Here is a 16,977-nt window from a genome sequence, read left to right as displayed (position 1 = left end):
AGGTATGGATTTTCAGAAAGCGTCTGAATGTTGCGAGGGGGTTGCGGCGAGGGAGCACGCTCCCTCGCCGCAGAAGGGGCTCACGGCCGGGCGTTGATCTGCTGTTGCAGGTTTTGGATCTGCGCCTGCAGGGTGTTGATGTTGCGGGTCATCTGCCCACGGAACGCATCGAACTCGGCGGTGCTGGAGCCGCCCTGTGCAACGGCCGGACGGTTGTCCTGCTCGCTCTTGAGCACGACGATTTCCTGCTCCAGACGCTCGATGGCGGCGTTCGAACTGCCTTGTTTCTTCAGCGCCGTGATATCGGCACCGAGGCTCTTGAATTGCGCGTCGAAGCCCTTGAGTTGCGCATCGACTTTGCTGGTATCGGCCGGTGTGCTTTTCAGCGTCGCCAGCTCTGCACTCAGGGCTTTGACCTGGGCTTGCAACTGGGTGTTGGCGTTCTGTTGCTCAGTGGTCTGGGCGGTCATCTGCGCGAGGCGCTTGTCCAGATCCGTCGCCTGTCCGGCCACACCCTGCTGCTGTTTGCTCTGATCCTGCAGTGCGCTTTGCAGCTGTTTGATCTGCAGTTTCAGCGCTTCACTGTCGGTGTTGACGTTGGTCTGGCTGGCCACGACCTTGCCGGAAATGTCCTGCAGGCGCCCCGCCGCTTCTTCACTGATCCGCGCGAAGCTTTCCTGGGTCGCCACCAATTGCTGCTCCATCAGCGAAATCTGCTGGAAACTCCACCAGGCCAGGCCGATGAAGGCAAAGAACAACGCGCCGACCAGCGCCCACAACGGCCCGGTGCTCGCCGACTTGACCTTGACCACCGGCGGTGTGCGCGAATGCACGGAAGTGCGGGCGGTGGTCGGGAAATCGTCGTCATCGAGTGTGTCGGCGCGCAGGCTCGGAACATCGTCGAAATCGTCGTGGGCATCGTTACGCATGGACATTGAGGCAACCTTTGTGAAACCCGGTAATGGCTGATTGCGGCGCAGTATAAACCCCGCAGCCGCAGGGATTGACCCCCAACCCGCGGCGGGGTTCAGCAGTTCGTATCAACGAATGTCCTGGGCTTTCCACCAGCCACAGAACTCATCGAGGGCCGTCCAGAGACTGACTTTCGGATCGTAGTCCAGATAATGCCGGGCGCGACTGATGTCGAGGGTGAAATTTTTGTTCATCACCTGCATGCCCAGGCGCGACAGGGTCGGCTCGGGCCGTCCCGGCCAGAGTTTGCACGCGCCTTCGTTGAGCGCCGCCACACTGTAGGCCAGCCCGTAGGACCGGTACTTGGTGACCTGTGGGACTTCCATCTTGCGCATCACGTAATTGACCACATCCCACAAAGGTACCGGGGCGCCGTTGCTGATGTTGTAGGCCTTGCCCAGCGCCGAACCGGCCGCCAGCAGACTGCTCAGCAAGGCTTCGTTGAGATTGTGCACGCTGGTGAAGTCAACCTTGTTCAGGCCGTTGCCGATGATCGCCAGACGCCCCTTGCGCTGCATCTTCAGCAGGCGCGGGAAAATGCTCATGTCCCCGGCGCCGGTGACGAAACGCGGGCGCAGGGCCAGGGTTTCGAGACCGAATTCCTGAGCGCCGAAGACCTTTTGCTCGGCCAGATATTTAGTTGCCGCGTAATGATGTTTGAAACGCTTGGGCACCTGCTCTTCGGTCAGGCCGAGGTGGTCGCGGCCATCAAAGTAGATCGACGGCGACGACAGATGCACCAGGCGCCGCACCCGCTGCTTGAGGCAGGCTTCCACCACGTTTTCGGTGACCTGCACATTGCCCTGATGAAAGTCCTGATAACGTCCCCACAGCCCGACCGCACCGGCGCAATGCACCACGGCTTCGACGTCGGTGCAGAGAGCACGCACCAGGTCCGGGTCACTCAGATCCCCCTGAACGAACTCGGCGCCGCGACGCACCAGATGCTCGACGCCTTCGGCCCGGCGGCCGTTGACCCGCACGTCCAGGCCCTGCTCCAGGGCAAAACGCGCAAAGCGTCCGCCAATGAAGCCGCTTGCGCCGGTGACCAGAATTTTCATGTAGAGCTCCGCTGTCTTTCGTTTTGCCTGATTCGTGAGTCTTGACGCTGGTCGTCAGTCCAACGGCACCAGCCATTGCGACGACGAACGCACCAATTGCTCGGTCAACAACCCCAGCAACTGGCCGCCATTGCGCCAATGATGCCAGTACAACGGCACGTCGATCGGTTTATCTGGCAACAGTTCGCGCAACACACCGCGTTCCAGTTGCTCGCGCACCTGCAATTCCGGCACCAGCCCCCAGCCGAGCCCGGCTTCGGTCAGGCGGATGAAACCTTCGGACGACGGGCACAAATGATGTTCGAAACCACCATCTACACCCAGTGACGCGAGATAACGATGTTGCAGAAAGTCGTCCGGGCCAAACACCAGCGCTGGAGTGCGCGGCAGTTGTTCAGCCCGCACGCCGTCGGGGAAATGCCGCTCGATGAACGCCGGGCTGGCCAGCGCGCGATAGCGCATGGCGCCGAGCAGCACGCTACGGGCGCCCGCCACCGGCCGTTCGCTGGCACACAGGCATGCGGCTACTTCGCCGGCGCGCATGCGTTTGAGGCCGACGGTCTGGTCTTCGACGATCAGGTCCAGCAACAGGTGTTGTTCGGCGCAGAAGTCGCCCACGGCCTCGGCCCACCAGGTGGCGAGGCTGTCAGCGTTCAGGGCGATACGCAGCCGTTCCGGCAGGCCCTCTTCGTCCAGCGCCGGCACCAGCGTCTGCAGATCCCGTTCGAGCAGGCGCACCTGCTGCACATGGTTGAGCAGGCGCCGACCGATCTCGGTGGGTGACGGCGGTGTCCCGCGCACCAGCACCGGCTGGCCGACCCGCGCCTCCAGCAGTTTGATCCGCTGGGAAATCGCCGATTGCGAAAGGCCCAGCACCTGCGCCGCCCGTTCGAATCCGGCCTGCTCGACCACGGCGGCCAGAGCGGAAAGCAATTTATAGTCGAACATCAGTTTTCCTAATGAGCGATCAGCACTATTGGTTTTTCTTATACAGCGTCTGCCCGGAGAATAGCCAGCAAGCACTCTTTATCAAGGATCACCCCCATGGCTGGCGAAACCTCGTTGACCACCCTGCTGCGCAGCATGAGCCCGCAGCTCAATGCCGGCGAATATGTGTTCTGTACTTTGCGCGACGGGCAGTTGCCGAGCGGTCTGGAAATTGTCGGAAGTTTCCGTGAACAGGAAGGCCTGACGGTGATTCTCGAACGGTCCCACGCCGAGCGTGCCGGTTTCAGCTTCGACTATGTCGCGGCCTGGATCACCTTGAACGTGCATTCAGCGCTGGAGGCGGTCGGCCTGACCGCCGCATTCGCCACCGCACTGGGCAAGGCCGGCATCAGCTGCAACGTGATTGCCGGCTATTACCACGACCATTTGTTTGTCGGTCAGGCCGACGCCGAACGCGCCATGCAAGTGCTGCGCGATCTCGCAGCCAACGCGGAGTAAATGTCATGTGGCAAAGCTATACCAACGGCCTGCTGGTGGCCTTCGGATTGATCATGGCTATCGGTACCCAGAACGCCTTTGTCCTCGCCCAGAGCCTGCGTCGTGAACATCACCTGCCGGTCGCCGCGCTGTGCGTCGCCTGCGATGCGTTACTGGTGGCGGCAGGCGTATTCGGACTGGCCACGGTGCTGGCGCAGAACCCGACGTTGCTGGCGGTTGCCCGCTGGGGCGGCGCGGTGTTCCTGATCTGGTACGGCAGCCAGGCGTTGCGCCGGGCTTTCTCGAAACAGAGTCTGCAACAGGGTGAAAACCAGACTGTGCGTTCATTGCGGGCGGTGATGCTCAGTGCACTGGCGGTGACCTTGCTCAACCCGCACGTCTATCTGGACACCGTGCTGCTGATCGGCTCCCTCGGCGCACAACAGTCGGTGCCAGGCGCCTATGTAGTGGGCGCGGCGAGCGCTTCGCTGCTGTGGTTCTTTACCCTGGCGTTCGGCGCGGCATGGCTGGCACCGTGGCTGGCGCGGCCGGGTACGTGGCGAATTCTCGATCTGTTGGTGGCGGTGATGATGTTCACGGTAGCCGGGCAATTGATATTGGCTTCGTGATTTATTCCAAAAGGCTCTGGAACCTCTATCCCACACAGTTGTTGCGTGGTTATGCCGCACCCCCGGTGCTATGATCCGAACCCTGCGCCGCAAAGAGTAAAAACTCGCCGGTGCATTTCTGGCCGCCCGTGATCGGCCTTGCGCTCACCGCAACAGACCTGATTAGGAGAATCATCATGGCTTTCGAATTGCCGCCGCTGCCTTACGCACACGATGCCCTGCAGCCGCACATTTCCAAGGAAACCCTGGAATTCCACCACGACAAGCACCACAACACCTACGTCGTGAACCTGAACAACCTGGTGCCAGGCACCGAGTTCGAAGGCAAGACCCTGGAAGAGATCGTCAAGACTTCCTCGGGCGGCATCTTCAACAACGCCGCTCAGGTCTGGAACCACACCTTCTACTGGAACTGCCTGGCGCCAAACGCCGGCGGTCAACCAACCGGCGCACTGGCTGATGCCATCAACGCGGCTTTCGGTTCGTTCGACAAGTTCAAGGAAGAGTTCAGCAAAACCTCGATCGGCACCTTCGGTTCCGGCTGGGGCTGGCTGGTGAAAAAGGCTGACGGTTCCCTGGCCCTGGCCAGCACCATCGGCGCCGGCAACCCGCTGACCAGCGGCGACACCCCGCTGCTGACCTGCGACGTCTGGGAACACGCTTACTACATCGACTACCGTAACCTGCGTCCGAAGTACGTCGAGGCGTTCTGGAACCTGGTCAACTGGAAGTTCGTTGCCGAGCAGTTCGAAGGCAAGACCTTCACCGCTTAAGCTGCGCGCCAGACAAAAACCCGGCTATTGCCGGGTTTTTTTATGCCTGGGCAATCAGGTCGGCGAATCCCGTCACAAACAAGGCCATTTCCCACACGCAAAGCAGCCCTTGCCCCCTTGCTCCCAAGCCACAGCGGACTAACATCAAACAGAGGAAAAATTGTCCGACGCCCCTCAAGTTGGAGGTCAAAACTACCGACACAGTACAATCAGGGCCAATACTCCAGGCAGCCGCATTTCGGCCAAGGCCACGGACAAACTTTCCGCGGTTCGATTGTCCCTTTGACTGCCAACACGGGATTGCCAATACTCATGGCAACTTGACGCTACCCGCACGGAACAAGGAATAACCCTTTGAAGCTGGAACTCAAGAACAGCTTGTCGGTGAAGTTGCTCCGGGTCGTGCTCCTGTCGGCATTGATCGTCGGCGTGGTCTTGAGCTGCGCGCAGATTGTCTTCGATGCCTATAAAACCCGTCAGGCCGTCGCCGGCGATGCCGAACGTATCCTCGACATGTTCCGCGATCCCTCGACCCAGGCGGTCTACAGCCTGGACCGGGAAATGGGCATGCAGGTGATCGAAGGCCTGTTCCAGGACGACGCCGTGCGCCAGGCCTCCATCGGGCATCCCAACGAAGCGATGCTCGCGCAGAAATCCCGTGAATTGCAGCAATCCAGCAGCCGCTGGCTGACCGACCTGATCCTCGGCCAGGAGCGAACCTTCACCACCCAACTGGTGGGTCGCGGCCCCTACAGCGAATATTACGGCGACCTGAGCATCACCCTCGACACTGCCACCTACGGCCAGGGTTTCATCGTCAGTTCGGTGATCATCTTCATTTCCGGCGTGTTGCGCGCCCTGGCCATGGGGCTGGTGCTGTATCTGGTCTATCACTGGCTGCTGACCAAGCCGCTGTCGCGGATCATCGAGCACCTCACCGAAATCAACCCGGACCGCCCCAGCGAACACAAGATTCCGCAGCTCAAGGGTCACGAGAAAAACGAGCTCGGGATCTGGATCAACACCGCCAACCAGTTGCTCGAATCCATCGAACGCAACACCCATCTGCGCCACGAAGCGGAAAACAGCCTGCTGCGCATGGCCCAGTACGACTTTCTCACCGGTCTGCCGAACCGCCAGCAGTTGCAGCAGCAACTGGACAAGATTCTGGTGGATGCCGGCAAGCTGCAACGCCGTGTGGCGGTGTTGTGCGTCGGGCTGGATGACTTCAAAGGCATCAACGAACAATTCAGCTACCAGACCGGCGACCAGTTGCTGCTGGCCCTGGCAGATCGACTGCGCGCCCACAGCGGACGCCTCGGCGCCCTCGCCCGACTGGGTGGCGACCAGTTCGCCCTGGTGCAGGCCGACATCGAGCAGCCTTACGAAGCGGCGGAACTGGCACAAAGCATCCTTGACGATCTGGAAGCCCCGTTCGCCCTCGATCATCAGGAAATCCGCCTGCGCGCCACCATCGGCATCACGCTGTTCCCGGAGGACGGCGACAGCACCGAGAAGCTGTTGCAGAAAGCCGAGCAGACCATGACCCTGGCCAAGACCCGCTCGCGCAACCGCTATCAGTTTTATATCGCCAGCGTCGACAGCGAGATGCGCCGCCGCCGCGAGCTGGAAAAAGACCTGCGCGATGCCCTGCTGCGGGATCAGTTCTACCTCGTCTATCAACCACAGATCAGCTACCGCGATCACCGTGTGGTCGGCGTCGAGGCGCTGATTCGCTGGCAGCACCCGGAGCACGGACTGGTGCCGCCAGACCTGTTCATCCCGCTGGCCGAACAGAACGGCACCATCATCGCCATCGGCGAATGGGTGCTGGATCAGGCCTGCAAGCAACTGCGTGAATGGCACGATCAGGGTTTCGTCGACCTGCGCATGGCAGTCAACCTGTCCACCGTGCAACTGCACCACGCCGAGCTGCCGAGAGTGGTCAACAATCTGTTGCAGATGTACCGCCTGCCACCGCGCAGCCTGGAACTGGAAGTCACCGAAACCGGCCTGATGGAAGACATCAGCACCGCCGCCCAGCACTTGCTGAGCCTGCGCCGTTCCGGCGCACTGATCGCCATCGACGACTTCGGAACCGGCTATTCCTCGCTGAGTTATCTCAAGAGTCTGCCGCTGGACAAGATCAAGATCGACAAGAGCTTCGTCCAGGACCTGCTGGATGACGACGATGACGCGACCATCGTTCGCGCCATCATTCAACTGGGCAAGAGCCTGGGCATGCAGGTGATCGCCGAAGGCGTGGAAACCGCCGAACAGGAGACCTACATCATCTCCGAAGGCTGCCACGAAGGTCAGGGCTATCACTACAGCAAGCCGCTGCCGGCGCGGGAACTGAGCGTCTATCTCAAGCAGGCGCAACGCAGCAACGCCGCGATTCTCTGAAACCTCCGGCACAGGACTCCCCGCCACCGATACCGGGAAGAATCCGCGCCGTTGATCCAGCGCAACACCTGCGCAAACAGGAAATATTTCCAGCTACAACCCTTTACACATAATGCGAAAGATTTGCATTATGTCGCAGCTTTTGCGCACCCCCGCGCCTGTCCACTCAATTACCGAAGCAGGATGTTCGCCATGATTCGTATGCCTCTGGCTACCGCCAGTCTGCTGGCCATCGCCATTTCCCTCGCCGGTTGCGGCGAAGGTAAAGACAAGGCCGCCGCTCCAGCTGCGCCGACGCCAGCCGCCAGCACCGCCGCACCGGCGACGCCTGCCGCTGCCGGTAAAGTCGACGAAGCCGCTGCCAAGGCTGTGGTCGCGCACTACGCCGACATGGTCTTCGCCGTTTACAGCGATGCCGAATCCACCGCGAAAACCCTGCAGACCACTATCGACGCCTTCCTCGCCAAGCCGAATGCCGAGACACTGAAGGCCGCCCGTGAAGCCTGGATCGCCGCCCGCGTTCCTTACCTGCAGAGCGAAGTGTTCCGCTTCGGCAACACCATCATCGACGACTGGGAAGGTCAGGTTAACTCCTGGCCTCTGGACGAAGGCCTGATCGACTACGTCGACAAGTCCTACGAACACGCACTCGGCAACCCGGGCGCTACCGCCAACATCATCGCCAACACCGAAGTACAGGTCGGCGAAGACAAGGTCGACGTCAAGGACATCACGCCGGAAAAACTCGCCAGCCTGAACGAGCTGGGCGGTTCCGAAGCCAACGTTGCCACCGGCTACCACGCCATCGAATTCCTGCTCTGGGGCCAGGACCTGAACGGCACCGGCCCTGGCGCCGGCAACCGTCCGGCGTCGGACTACCTGGAAGGCGCCGGCGCCACCGGCGGTCACAACGATCGTCGTCGTGCCTACCTGAAAGCCGTGACCCAGTTGCTGGTCAGCGACCTGGAAGAAATGGTCGGTAACTGGAAGCCGAACGTGGCCGACAACTATCGCGCCACCCTGGAAGCCGAACCAGCTGAAAGCGGCCTGCGCAAAATGCTGTTCGGCATGGGCAGCCTGTCCCTGGGCGAGCTGGCTGGCGAGCGCATGAAAGTGTCTCTGGAAGCGAACTCCCCGGAAGACGAACAGGACTGCTTCAGCGACAACACCCACAACTCGCACTTCTACGATGCCAAAGGCATTCGTAACGTTTACCTGGGCGAGTACACCCGCGTTGACGGCACCAAAATGACCGGCGCCAGCCTGTCGTCGCTGGTGGCCAAGGTTGACCCGGCTGCCGACACCGCCCTGAAAAACGATCTGGCCGCTACCGAAGCCAAGATCCAGGTCATGGTCGATCACGCCAACAAGGGTGAGCACTACGACCAGTTGATCGCTGCCGGCAACACCGCCGGTAACCAGATCGTCCGTGACGCCATCGCCTCGCTGGTCAAGCAGACCGGTTCGATCGAAGCGGCTGCCGGCAAACTGGGCATCAGCGACCTGAACCCGGACAACGCCGATCACGAGTTCTGATCGACACCGTCTGACTGAACAAGGCGACCTTCGGGTCGCCTTGTTCGTTTCGGCCGACCTGACTTGTATCAAGCAAACGATAATTCCTCTTATTCAAACCCCCTCGCCCTGTTAGACTTTGCGCCTTTATTTTCGCCCGTCCGCAGGAAGTCTGATGCCGTCGCTGCCTCTTCGCTTGTCCGCACTGTTTCTGGCCCTTGGCCTGAGTGCCTGCGATGACGCCCCGCGTTTCACCAAGGCCGAGCCCGGCGAAGCCCGTTCCGGCGGTGCCGCGACCGTGCGCAAGACCGATCAGAATTCATTTTCCCTGCCCTCGGCCAACCTGCCACCTTCGCGTCGGGTGGACTTCAGCGTCGGCAACAGTTTCTTTCGCAGCCCCTGGGTGATCGCGCCGTCGACCACCACCGCCCGCGATGGCCTCGGCCCGTTGTTCAATACCAACGCCTGCCAGGGTTGCCACATCAAGGATGGTCGCGGCCATCCACCGCCCCCGGATGCGCCAAACGCGGTATCAATGCTGGTGCGTCTGTCGATTCCCGATGCGCCGCAGTACGCCAGATTGATCGAGCAAGTCGGCGTGGTGCCGGAGCCAGTCTACGGCGGACAGTTCCAGGACATGGCCGTGCCTGGCGTCGCGCCGGAAGGCAAGGTGCGGGTCGATTACACGCCAGTGCCGGTACGCTTCAAGGACGGCACCGAAGTCGAGCTGCGCAAACCGGTGTTGCAGTTCTCTCAGCTTGGCTACGGCCCGATGCACCCCGACACCCGTTTCTCGGCACGGGTTGCGCCGCCGATGATCGGCCTGGGTCTGCTCGAAGCGATCCCCGAAGAAGCCATCCTCGCCAACGCCACCGCGCAGGCCAAAGAGAACAACGGCATCAACGGCCGGCCCAACCGGGTCTGGGATGACGCGCAGCAAAAGACCGTGATGGGCCGATTTGGCTGGAAAGCCGGACAACCGAACCTCAATCAACAAAATGTTCACGCGTTTTCTGGTGATATGGGCCTCACCACGAGCCTGAGACCGTTTGATGACTGCACCGACGCGCAAATCGCCTGCAAGCAGGCGCCGAATGGCAACGGCCCGGACGGCGAACCTGAAGTCAGCGACAACATCCTGCGCCTGGTGCTGTTCTACACCCGCAACCTCGCCGTGCCCGCACGCCGTGGCGTCAACGACGCTCAAGTGCTGGCCGGCAAGAACCTGTTTTTCCAGGCGGGGTGCCAGTCCTGTCACACGCCGAAATACACCACCGCCGCCAACGCGGCCGAACCTGAACTGGCCAATCAAGTGATTCGCCCGTACAGCGATCTGCTGCTGCATGACATGGGTGAAGGCCTGGCCGACAACCGCAGCGAATTCCAGGCCAGCGGCCGCGACTGGCGCACCCCGCCGTTGTGGGGCATCGGCCTGACGCAGGCAGTCAGCGGTCATACCCAGTTTCTGCACGACGGCCGCGCCCGCAACCTGCTCGAAGCCGTGCTCTGGCATGGCGGCGAAGCCCGGGCGGCGCAGCAACAGGTTTTGTCTTTCAATGCCGAGCAGCGTGCCGCGCTGCTGGCGTTCTTGAATTCACTTTAAACACTTAAAAGAATCGGGAGCCCGACATGTTCCGTCCCAAGCTGTTGTTCACCAGCCTTGCCGCACTGGCCCTCGGCGCCTGCTCACCGCAGGATCCGCAAGCCGTCACCTCGGCCGCCATCGCCAAATCGGTGATCCTGCCGACCTACACCCGCTGGGTCGAGGCTGACCGGCAACTGGCCGTCAGCGCCCTCGCCTACTGCCAGGGCAAGGAAAACCTGGAAACCGCCCGCGCCGACTTCCTGCACGCGCAGAAAGCCTGGGCCGAACTGCAACCGCTGCTGATCGGCCCGCTGTCCGAGGGCAACCGCTCGTGGCAGGTGCAGTTCTGGCCGGACAAGAAAAACCTCGTCGGACGCCAGGTCGAGCAACTGGTCACCGCCCAGCCGCAGATCGATGCCGCTGCCCTGGCCAAGTCCAGCGTTGTGGTGCAAGGCCTGTCGGCCTACGAATACATCCTGTTCGACGCCAAGCCTGACGTGGCCAACGACGAACAGAAAGCCAGATACTGCCCGTTGCTGGTGGCCATCGGCGAACGCCAGAAACAACTGGCCGAAGAGATTCTGAGCAACTGGAACAACACCGACGGCATGCTCGCGCAGATGAGCAAGTTCCCCAACCAGCGTTACGCCGACTCCCACGAAGCGATCGCCGATCTGCTGCGGGTACAGGTCACCGCCCTCGACACCCTGAAGAAAAAACTCGGCACCCCGATGGGCCGTCAGAGCAAAGGCGTGCCGCAACCGTTCCAGGCCGATGCATGGCGCAGCCAGTCGTCGCTGACGGCGATGGAAGCCAGCCTCGCCGCTGCCAAGACCGTGTGGGAAGGCGTCGACAACAAAGGCCTGCGCGGCTTGCTGCCGGCCGAGCAGAAACCGTTGGCGGACAAGATCGATGCGGCGTACGCAGCCTCGCTCAAACTGTTCGGCAGCACCCAGCGCTCGTTGACCGAAATGCTCGAAGACGACGCCGGTCGCCAGCAGCTCAACGACATCTACGACAGCCTCAACGTCGTCCATCGCCTGCACGAAGGCGAACTGGCCAAGGCGCTGGGCATCCAACTGGGCTTCAACGCCAACGACGGTGACTGATGAGGGCATCTGCCATGCTGCGACGCCAGGCTCTGACTTTAGGTAGTTTGCTGCTGGGAGCAGTGACACTGGGCGGCTGGACGCTGTTCAAGCGCAAGGATCAGAGCCCGCTGTTGCTGTCGGCGCGGGACGACACCGACGGCAAGCACTACGCCGTCGGTTATCGGCTGGACGGCACGCGAGTGTTCGCCACCGAAGTCGGCCAGCGCTGCCACGACATCATCAATCACCCGACGCTGCCGATCGCGCTGTTCGTCGCCCGGCGTCCGGGCACCGAGAGCTACCTGATCGACTTGCGCGACGGTGCGTTGCTGCAGACTGTGACCTCGCAGCCGAACCGGCATTTCTACGGCCACGCGGTGATCCACCACAGCGGCGACTACCTGTACGCCACCGAAAACGACACCACTGATCCAGGCCGCGGCCTGCTCGGGGTGTACAAGTTCGAGGGTGAACGACTGGTGCACAGTGGGGAGATTTCCACCCACGGTCTCGGTCCGCATCAAGTGTCATGGATGCCTGACGGCGAAACCCTGGTGGTGGCCAACGGCGGAATCCGCACCGAAGCCGAAAGCCGGGTGGACATGAACCTCGACGCCATGGAACCGAGCCTGGTGCTGATGCAGCGCGATGGCACCCTGCTGAGCAAGGAAACCCTCGCCCAGCAGATGAACAGCGTGCGCCACCTGGGGATCGCCAGCGACGGCACCATCGTCGCCGGACAGCAATTCATGGGGCCTTCCCAGGAGCGTTCCGAACTGCTGGCGATCAAGCGTCCGGGCCAACCGTTCGTGGCGTTCCCGGTGCCGGAGCATCAGTTGCAGTCGATGGGGCACTACACCGCCAGCGTCGCCGTGCACAGCGAACTGCGTCTGGTGGCGCTGACCGCACCGCGTGGCAACCGCTTCTTCATCTGGGATCTGGACAGCGGCGAAGTGCGCCTCGATGCACCGCTACCCGACTGCGCCGGCGTCGGTGCAGTGAAGGATGGTTTCGTCGTGACCTCGGGGCAAGGACGTTGCCGCTATTACGATTGCCGTCAGGATGAGCTGCTCGCCAAACCGCTGGATCTGCCCGCAGGGCTCTGGGACAACCATCTGCACCTGATGGCCTGAAAATCGCCGCCGGCCGTTCGGTCGGCGGTGCTCCCCTCCTCCACCTCCCCCCCTCCTACCCTGTAAAAACTGGCAGTTGGAATCCCTGCCGGAGTCGGGGTAATGTGCCCGCCTGTCTCGCCTGATTTTCTCCAAGGAACTGGAATATGCTGCGTCGCCGCATGCTGATCATGTTGGGTGTTGTACTGCTGATCGTTCTGCTTCTCGCCGGTTACAAGGCCTTCTCGATCTACACGATGATCCAGGGCTTTGCCAAACCGAAACCACCGATCAGCGTCGCCGTGGCCACAGCCGCCGAGCGCCCGTGGCAGATGCGCCTGCCTACCGTCGGCACGCTCAAGGCGCTGCAAGGTGTCGAGCTGAGCCTGGAAGTCGCCGGCACCGTCACCGAGCTGAAGTTCGAATCAGGCCAGAAGGTCAAGGCCGGGCAACCGTTGCTGCAACTCGACAGCGCCGTCGAATCCGCACTGCTGGAAACCGCCAAGGCCGACCTCGGCCTGGCGCAACTGGACTTCGGTCGCGGCAGCCAGCTGGTCGGTAGCAGCGCCATCTCCAAGGGCGAATTCGACCGACTGTCGGCGGTGTTGCAAAAGAACCGGGCCACGGTCAATCAGCTCAATGCGTCGCTGGCGAAAAAACGCATCGTCGCACCGTTCAGCGGCACCATCGGCATTCGTCAGGTGGACGTCGGCGATTACCTCGCCAGCGGCACGAAAATCGCCACCCTGCAGGATCTGAGCAGCCTCTACGCCGACTTCTATGTGCCCGAACAATCAGTGCCAAAGTTGGCGATCGGCCAACCGGTGCAGATTTCGGTAGCCGCATATCCCGGGCAGAACTTTCCCGGCGCCATCAGCGCGATCAACCCGATTGTCGAAAGCACCACCCGCAACATTCTGGTTCGCGCGACGCTGGCCAACCCCGATGGCAAGTTGCTGCCGGGCATGTTCGCCAGCCTTGAAGTGCTGCTGCCGGATCCGCAGAAACACATCGTCGTGCCGGAAAGCGCGATCACCTACACCCTCTACGGCAACTCGATTTACGTGGTCGGGCAGAAAAAAGCCGAGGACGGCAGCATCGAGAAAGACGACAAGGGCCAGCCGGTGCTGATCGCCGAGCGCCGTTTCATTGAAACCGGTGAGCGCCGCGAGGGCCTGGTGATGATCAACAAGGGCGTGCAGAGCGGCGAGCAAGTGGTAACGGCCGGCCAGATCAAACTGGACAACGGCGCCCACATCGCCATCAGCGAAGACAAGACCCTCGGCGAGCAGAACAGTCCGCGCCGCGCCGACTGATCAAGGAATCCTCATGGCCTTTACCGATCCGTTCATTCGCCGCCCGGTGCTCGCCACCGTGGTCAGCCTGCTGATTGTGCTGCTGGGCTTCCAGGCCTGGAGCAAGCTGCCGTTGCGCCAGTATCCGCAGATGGAAAACGCCCTGATCACGGTGACCACCGCTTATCCCGGGGCCAACGCCGAAACCATCCAGGGTTACATCACCCAGCCGATGCAACAGAGCCTGGCGAGCGCCGAGGGTATCGACTACATGACCTCGGTCAGTCGCCAGAACTTCTCGGTGATTTCGATCTACGCACGCATCGGCTCCAACAGCGACCGCTTGTTCACAGAACTGCTGGCCAAAGCCAACGAGGTGAAGAACAAACTGCCGCAGGATGCCGAAGACCCGGTGCTGAGCAAGGAATCCGCCGATGCCTCGGCGCTGATGTACATCAGTTTCTTCAGCAAGGAATTGAGCAACCCGCAGATCACTGACTACCTGTCGCGGGTGATCCAGCCAAAACTGGCGACGCTGCCAGGCATGGCCGAAGCCGAGATTCTGGGTAACCAGGTGTTCGCCATGCGCCTGTGGATCGACCCGGTGAAGCTCGCCGGTTTCGGCCTCAGCGCCAGCGACGTGACCAATGCCGTGCGCCAGTACAACTTCCTCTCCGCTGCCGGCGAAGTGAAAGGCGAATACGTGGTCACCAGCATCAACGCCAATACCGAACTGAAGTCTGCCGAGGCCTTCGGCAAGATCCCACTCAAGGTCAGTGGCGACAGCCGCGTGCTGCTGAGCGATGTGGCGCGTGTGGAAATGGGCGCGGAGAACTACAACTCCATCAGTTCCTTCGGTGGCACTCCCTCGGTATACATCGGGATCAAGGCTACCCCCGGCGCCAACCCGCTGGACGTGATCAAGGAAGTGCGCAAGATCATGCCGGAGCTGGAAGCCCAGTTGCCGCCCAACCTCAAGAGCGAAATCGCCTACGACGCCACGCTGTTCATCCAGGCCTCCATCGACGAAGTGGTGAAAACCCTGTTCGAAGCGGTGCTGATCGTGATCGTGGTGGTGTTCCTGTTTCTCGGCGCCCTGCGTTCGGTGGTGATCCCGGTGGTGACCATTCCGCTGTCGATGATCGGCGTGATGTTCTTCATGCAGATGATGGGTTACTCGATCAACCTGCTGACCCTGCTGGCGATGGTGCTGGCCATCGGTCTGGTGGTGGACGATGCCATCGTCGTGGTGGAAAACATCCACCGGCATATCGAGGAAGGCAAGACCCCGCTGGAGGCCGCACTCGAAGGCGCCCGGGAAATCGCGATGCCGGTGGTGTCGATGACCATCACCCTGGCGGCGGTGTATGCGCCGATCGGTTTTCTGACCGGGCTGACCGGGGCACTCTTCAAGGAGTTCGCGCTGACACTCGCCGGGGCCGTGGTGATTTCCGGTATCGTCGCCCTGACACTGTCGCCGATGATGTGCGCCCTGCTGTTGCGTCACGAGGAAAACCCCAGCGGACTTGCCCACCGACTTGACCGCATCTTCGAAAACCTCAAGCGACGCTACCAGAGCATGCTCCACGGCACGCTCAACACCCGGCCGGTGGTGCTGGTGTTTGCGGTGATCGTGCTGTGCCTGATTCCGGTGCTGCTCAAGTTCACCAAATCGGAACTGGCGCCGGACGAAGACCAGGGCATCATTTTCATGATGGCCAACGCGCCGCAACCGACCAACCTCGATTACCTGAACACCTACACCGAAGAATTCGTGAAGATCTTCAAGGAATTCCCGGAGTACTACTCCTCGTTCCAGATCAACGGCTACAACGGTGTGCAGAGCGGCATCGGCGGTTTCCTGCTCAAACCATGGAACGAACGCAGCCGCACCCAGATGCAGATTCTTCCCGAGGTGCAGGGCAAGCTCGGCAGCATCCCGGGTTTGCAGATCTTCGGCTTCAACCTGCCCTCCCTGCCCGGCACCGGCGAGGGCCTGCCGTTCGAATTCGTGATCAACACGGCCAACGACTACGAGCTGTTGCTGCAAGTGGCTGACCGGATCAAGAAGCGTGCGATGGAGTCGGGCAAGTTCGCCTTCGTCGACCTCGACCTGGCCTTCGACAAACCGGAAGTGGTGGTCGATATCGACCGTGCGAAAGCGGCGCAGATGGGCGTGTCGATGCAGGATCTGGGCGGCACGCTCGCCACCTTGCTCGGCGAGGCGGAGATCAACCGGTTCACCATCGAGGGTCGCAGCTACAAGGTGATCGCCCAGGTTGAACGGGCCTATCGCGACAACCCGGACTGGCTGAACAACTACTACGTGAAAAACACCCAGGGCGAGTTGCTGCCACTGTCGACCCTGATCACCGTGACCGACCGGGCACGTCCGCGACAGCTCAACCAGTTCCAGCAACTCAACGCGGCGAAGCTGTCAGGGTTCCCGCTGGTCAGCATGGGCGAGGCCATCGACAGCGTCGTGCAGATCGCCCGGGAAGAAGCACCTGCCGGTTTTGCCTTCGACTACGGCGGTGCCTCGCGGCAGTTCGTGCAGGAAGGCAGTGCGCTGTGGGTCACCTTCGCCCTGGCACTGGCGATCATTTTCCTGGTGCTGGCGGCGCAGTTCGAGAGTTTCCGGGATCCGCTGGTGATTCTGGTGACCGTACCGTTGTCGATTTGCGGGGCGCTGATTCCGCTGTTCCTCGGCTGGTCGAGCATGAACATCTACACCCAGGTCGGACTGGTGACGCTGATTGGTCTGATCAGCAAGCACGGAATCCTGATCGTCGAATTCGCCAACCAGTTGCGCAAGGAAAAAGGCCTGACGGCCCGCGAGGCGGTTGAAGAGGCAGCGGCGATTCGCTTGCGGCCGGTGCTGATGACCACCGCCGCCATGGTGTTCGGCATGGTGCCGTTGATCATCGCCAGTGGCGCGGGTGCGGTGAGCCGTTTCGATATCGGCACGGTGATTGCCACCGGGATGTCGATCGGGACCTTGTTTACGCTGTTCGTCCTGCCCTGTGTCTACACCGTGCTGGCCAAACCCGATCCCGCACCCGCCCCGTAACCGCCGTTTTCACACGCGCACAAAAAAGGCCTCGCATCTGCGA

General features: G+C 61.6%; 13 protein-coding genes. 10 read left to right on the top strand and 3 right to left on the bottom strand.

Annotated features, from left to right (window positions below; genetic code table 11):
• Nucleotides 1–80 precede the first annotated feature (80 nt).
• The 3 genes from CAG02_RS13815 to CAG02_RS13805 all read right to left on the bottom strand — a co-directional run bounded on the left by CAG02_RS13815 (nucleotide 81) and on the right by CAG02_RS13805 (nucleotide 2,981).
• Nucleotides 81–935 (bottom strand): ATPase, encoded by an 855-nt coding sequence (locus tag CAG02_RS13815; RefSeq protein WP_085709560.1) that lies wholly within the window; start codon nucleotides 933–935, stop codon nucleotides 81–83.
• A gap of 105 nt (nucleotides 936–1,040) precedes the next feature.
• Nucleotides 1,041–2,033: an NAD(P)-dependent oxidoreductase gene (locus CAG02_RS13810; RefSeq protein WP_085709559.1), complete on the bottom strand. Its 993-nt coding sequence runs from the start codon at nucleotides 2,031–2,033 to the stop codon at nucleotides 1,041–1,043.
• Nucleotides 2,034–2,087: 54 nt separating this feature from the next.
• Nucleotides 2,088–2,981, bottom strand: a complete 894-nt coding sequence (locus CAG02_RS13805; RefSeq protein ID WP_065258594.1) for a LysR family transcriptional regulator ArgP — start codon at nucleotides 2,979–2,981, stop codon at nucleotides 2,088–2,090.
• Between the two features lie 96 nt (nucleotides 2,982–3,077).
• Here CAG02_RS13805 and CAG02_RS13800 point away from each other — a divergent pair, with 96 nt between their 5' ends.
• The 10 genes from CAG02_RS13800 to CAG02_RS13755 all read left to right on the top strand — a co-directional run bounded on the left by CAG02_RS13800 (nucleotide 3,078) and on the right by CAG02_RS13755 (nucleotide 16,934).
• Nucleotides 3,078–3,479 (top strand): ACT domain-containing protein, encoded by a 402-nt coding sequence (locus CAG02_RS13800; protein WP_085709558.1) that lies wholly within the window; start codon nucleotides 3,078–3,080, stop codon nucleotides 3,477–3,479.
• 5 nt (nucleotides 3,480–3,484) lie between these two features.
• The gene (locus CAG02_RS13795) at nucleotides 3,485–4,087 is read left to right on the top strand and encodes a LysE/ArgO family amino acid transporter (RefSeq protein WP_085709557.1); all 603 of its coding nucleotides are present in this window, start codon (nucleotides 3,485–3,487) and stop codon (nucleotides 4,085–4,087) included.
• Nucleotides 4,088–4,263: 176 nt separating this feature from the next.
• Nucleotides 4,264–4,860 carry a superoxide dismutase gene (locus CAG02_RS13790; RefSeq protein ID WP_016773431.1) on the top strand — a complete coding sequence of 199 codons (597 nt, stop codon included), beginning with the start codon at nucleotides 4,264–4,266 and terminating at the stop codon, nucleotides 4,858–4,860.
• A 354-nt stretch (nucleotides 4,861–5,214) separates the two neighbouring features.
• Complete coding sequence (locus CAG02_RS13785) at nucleotides 5,215–7,266, top strand: bifunctional diguanylate cyclase/phosphodiesterase (protein WP_085709556.1); 2,052 nt, start codon at nucleotides 5,215–5,217, stop codon at nucleotides 7,264–7,266.
• 192 nt (nucleotides 7,267–7,458) lie between these two features.
• A complete protein-coding gene (locus CAG02_RS13780; RefSeq protein WP_085709555.1) occupies nucleotides 7,459–8,802 on the top strand; it encodes an imelysin family protein in 1,344 nt (447 codons plus the stop codon).
• A gap of 154 nt (nucleotides 8,803–8,956) precedes the next feature.
• On the top strand, nucleotides 8,957–10,384 hold the full coding sequence (locus CAG02_RS13775) for a di-heme oxidoredictase family protein (protein WP_085709554.1): 1,428 nt from the start codon (nucleotides 8,957–8,959) through the stop codon (nucleotides 10,382–10,384).
• Between the two features lie 26 nt (nucleotides 10,385–10,410).
• Entirely contained in the window at nucleotides 10,411–11,475 is a 1,065-nt protein-coding gene (locus CAG02_RS13770; protein WP_085709553.1) for an imelysin family protein, read from the top strand.
• 14 nt (nucleotides 11,476–11,489) lie between these two features.
• Nucleotides 11,490–12,590, top strand: coding sequence for a DUF1513 domain-containing protein (locus tag CAG02_RS13765; RefSeq protein WP_085709552.1), 1,101 nt, complete (start codon nucleotides 11,490–11,492; stop codon nucleotides 12,588–12,590).
• Nucleotides 12,591–12,736: 146 nt separating this feature from the next.
• A complete protein-coding gene (locus CAG02_RS13760) occupies nucleotides 12,737–13,885 on the top strand; it encodes an efflux RND transporter periplasmic adaptor subunit (RefSeq protein WP_085709551.1) in 1,149 nt (382 codons plus the stop codon).
• A 13-nt stretch (nucleotides 13,886–13,898) separates the two neighbouring features.
• Nucleotides 13,899–16,934 (top strand): multidrug efflux RND transporter permease subunit, encoded by a 3,036-nt coding sequence (locus CAG02_RS13755; RefSeq protein ID WP_085709550.1) that lies wholly within the window; start codon nucleotides 13,899–13,901, stop codon nucleotides 16,932–16,934.
• Nucleotides 16,935–16,977: the final 43 nt, after the last annotated feature.

Origin of the sequence: Pseudomonas sp. R43(2017), assembly GCF_002112345.1 — a bacterium.
Classification (GTDB): Bacteria; Pseudomonadota; Gammaproteobacteria; order Pseudomonadales; family Pseudomonadaceae; genus Aquipseudomonas; species Aquipseudomonas kribbensis.
The sequence above is the reverse complement of the archived record's forward strand: the minus strand, read 5'-3'. Positions and strand labels throughout refer to the sequence as shown.

Bases quoted from the DNA above. Each gene is read 5' to 3' on its own strand.
- CAG02_RS13770 (WP_085709553.1), top strand. From the start codon at position 10,411: ATGTTCCGTCCCAAGCTGTTGTTCACCAGCCTTGCCGCACTGGCCCTC.
- CAG02_RS13780 (WP_085709555.1), top strand. From the start codon at position 7,459: ATGATTCGTATGCCTCTGGCTACCGCCAGTCTGCTGGCCATCGCCATT.
- CAG02_RS13795 (WP_085709557.1), top strand. From the start codon at position 3,485: ATGTGGCAAAGCTATACCAACGGCCTGCTGGTGGCCTTCGGATTGATC.
- CAG02_RS13760 (WP_085709551.1), top strand. From the start codon at position 12,737: ATGCTGCGTCGCCGCATGCTGATCATGTTGGGTGTTGTACTGCTGATC.
- CAG02_RS13815 (WP_085709560.1), bottom strand. From the start codon at position 935: ATGTCCATGCGTAACGATGCCCACGACGATTTCGACGATGTTCCGAGC.
- CAG02_RS13755 (WP_085709550.1), top strand. From the start codon at position 13,899: ATGGCCTTTACCGATCCGTTCATTCGCCGCCCGGTGCTCGCCACCGTG.
- CAG02_RS13805 (WP_065258594.1), bottom strand. From the start codon at position 2,981: ATGTTCGACTATAAATTGCTTTCCGCTCTGGCCGCCGTGGTCGAGCAG.
- CAG02_RS13775 (WP_085709554.1), top strand. From the start codon at position 8,957: ATGCCGTCGCTGCCTCTTCGCTTGTCCGCACTGTTTCTGGCCCTTGGC.
- CAG02_RS13765 (WP_085709552.1), top strand. From the start codon at position 11,490: ATGCTGCGACGCCAGGCTCTGACTTTAGGTAGTTTGCTGCTGGGAGCA.
- CAG02_RS13800 (WP_085709558.1), top strand. From the start codon at position 3,078: ATGGCTGGCGAAACCTCGTTGACCACCCTGCTGCGCAGCATGAGCCCG.
- CAG02_RS13810 (WP_085709559.1), bottom strand. From the start codon at position 2,033: ATGAAAATTCTGGTCACCGGCGCAAGCGGCTTCATTGGCGGACGCTTT.
- CAG02_RS13790 (WP_016773431.1), top strand. From the start codon at position 4,264: ATGGCTTTCGAATTGCCGCCGCTGCCTTACGCACACGATGCCCTGCAG.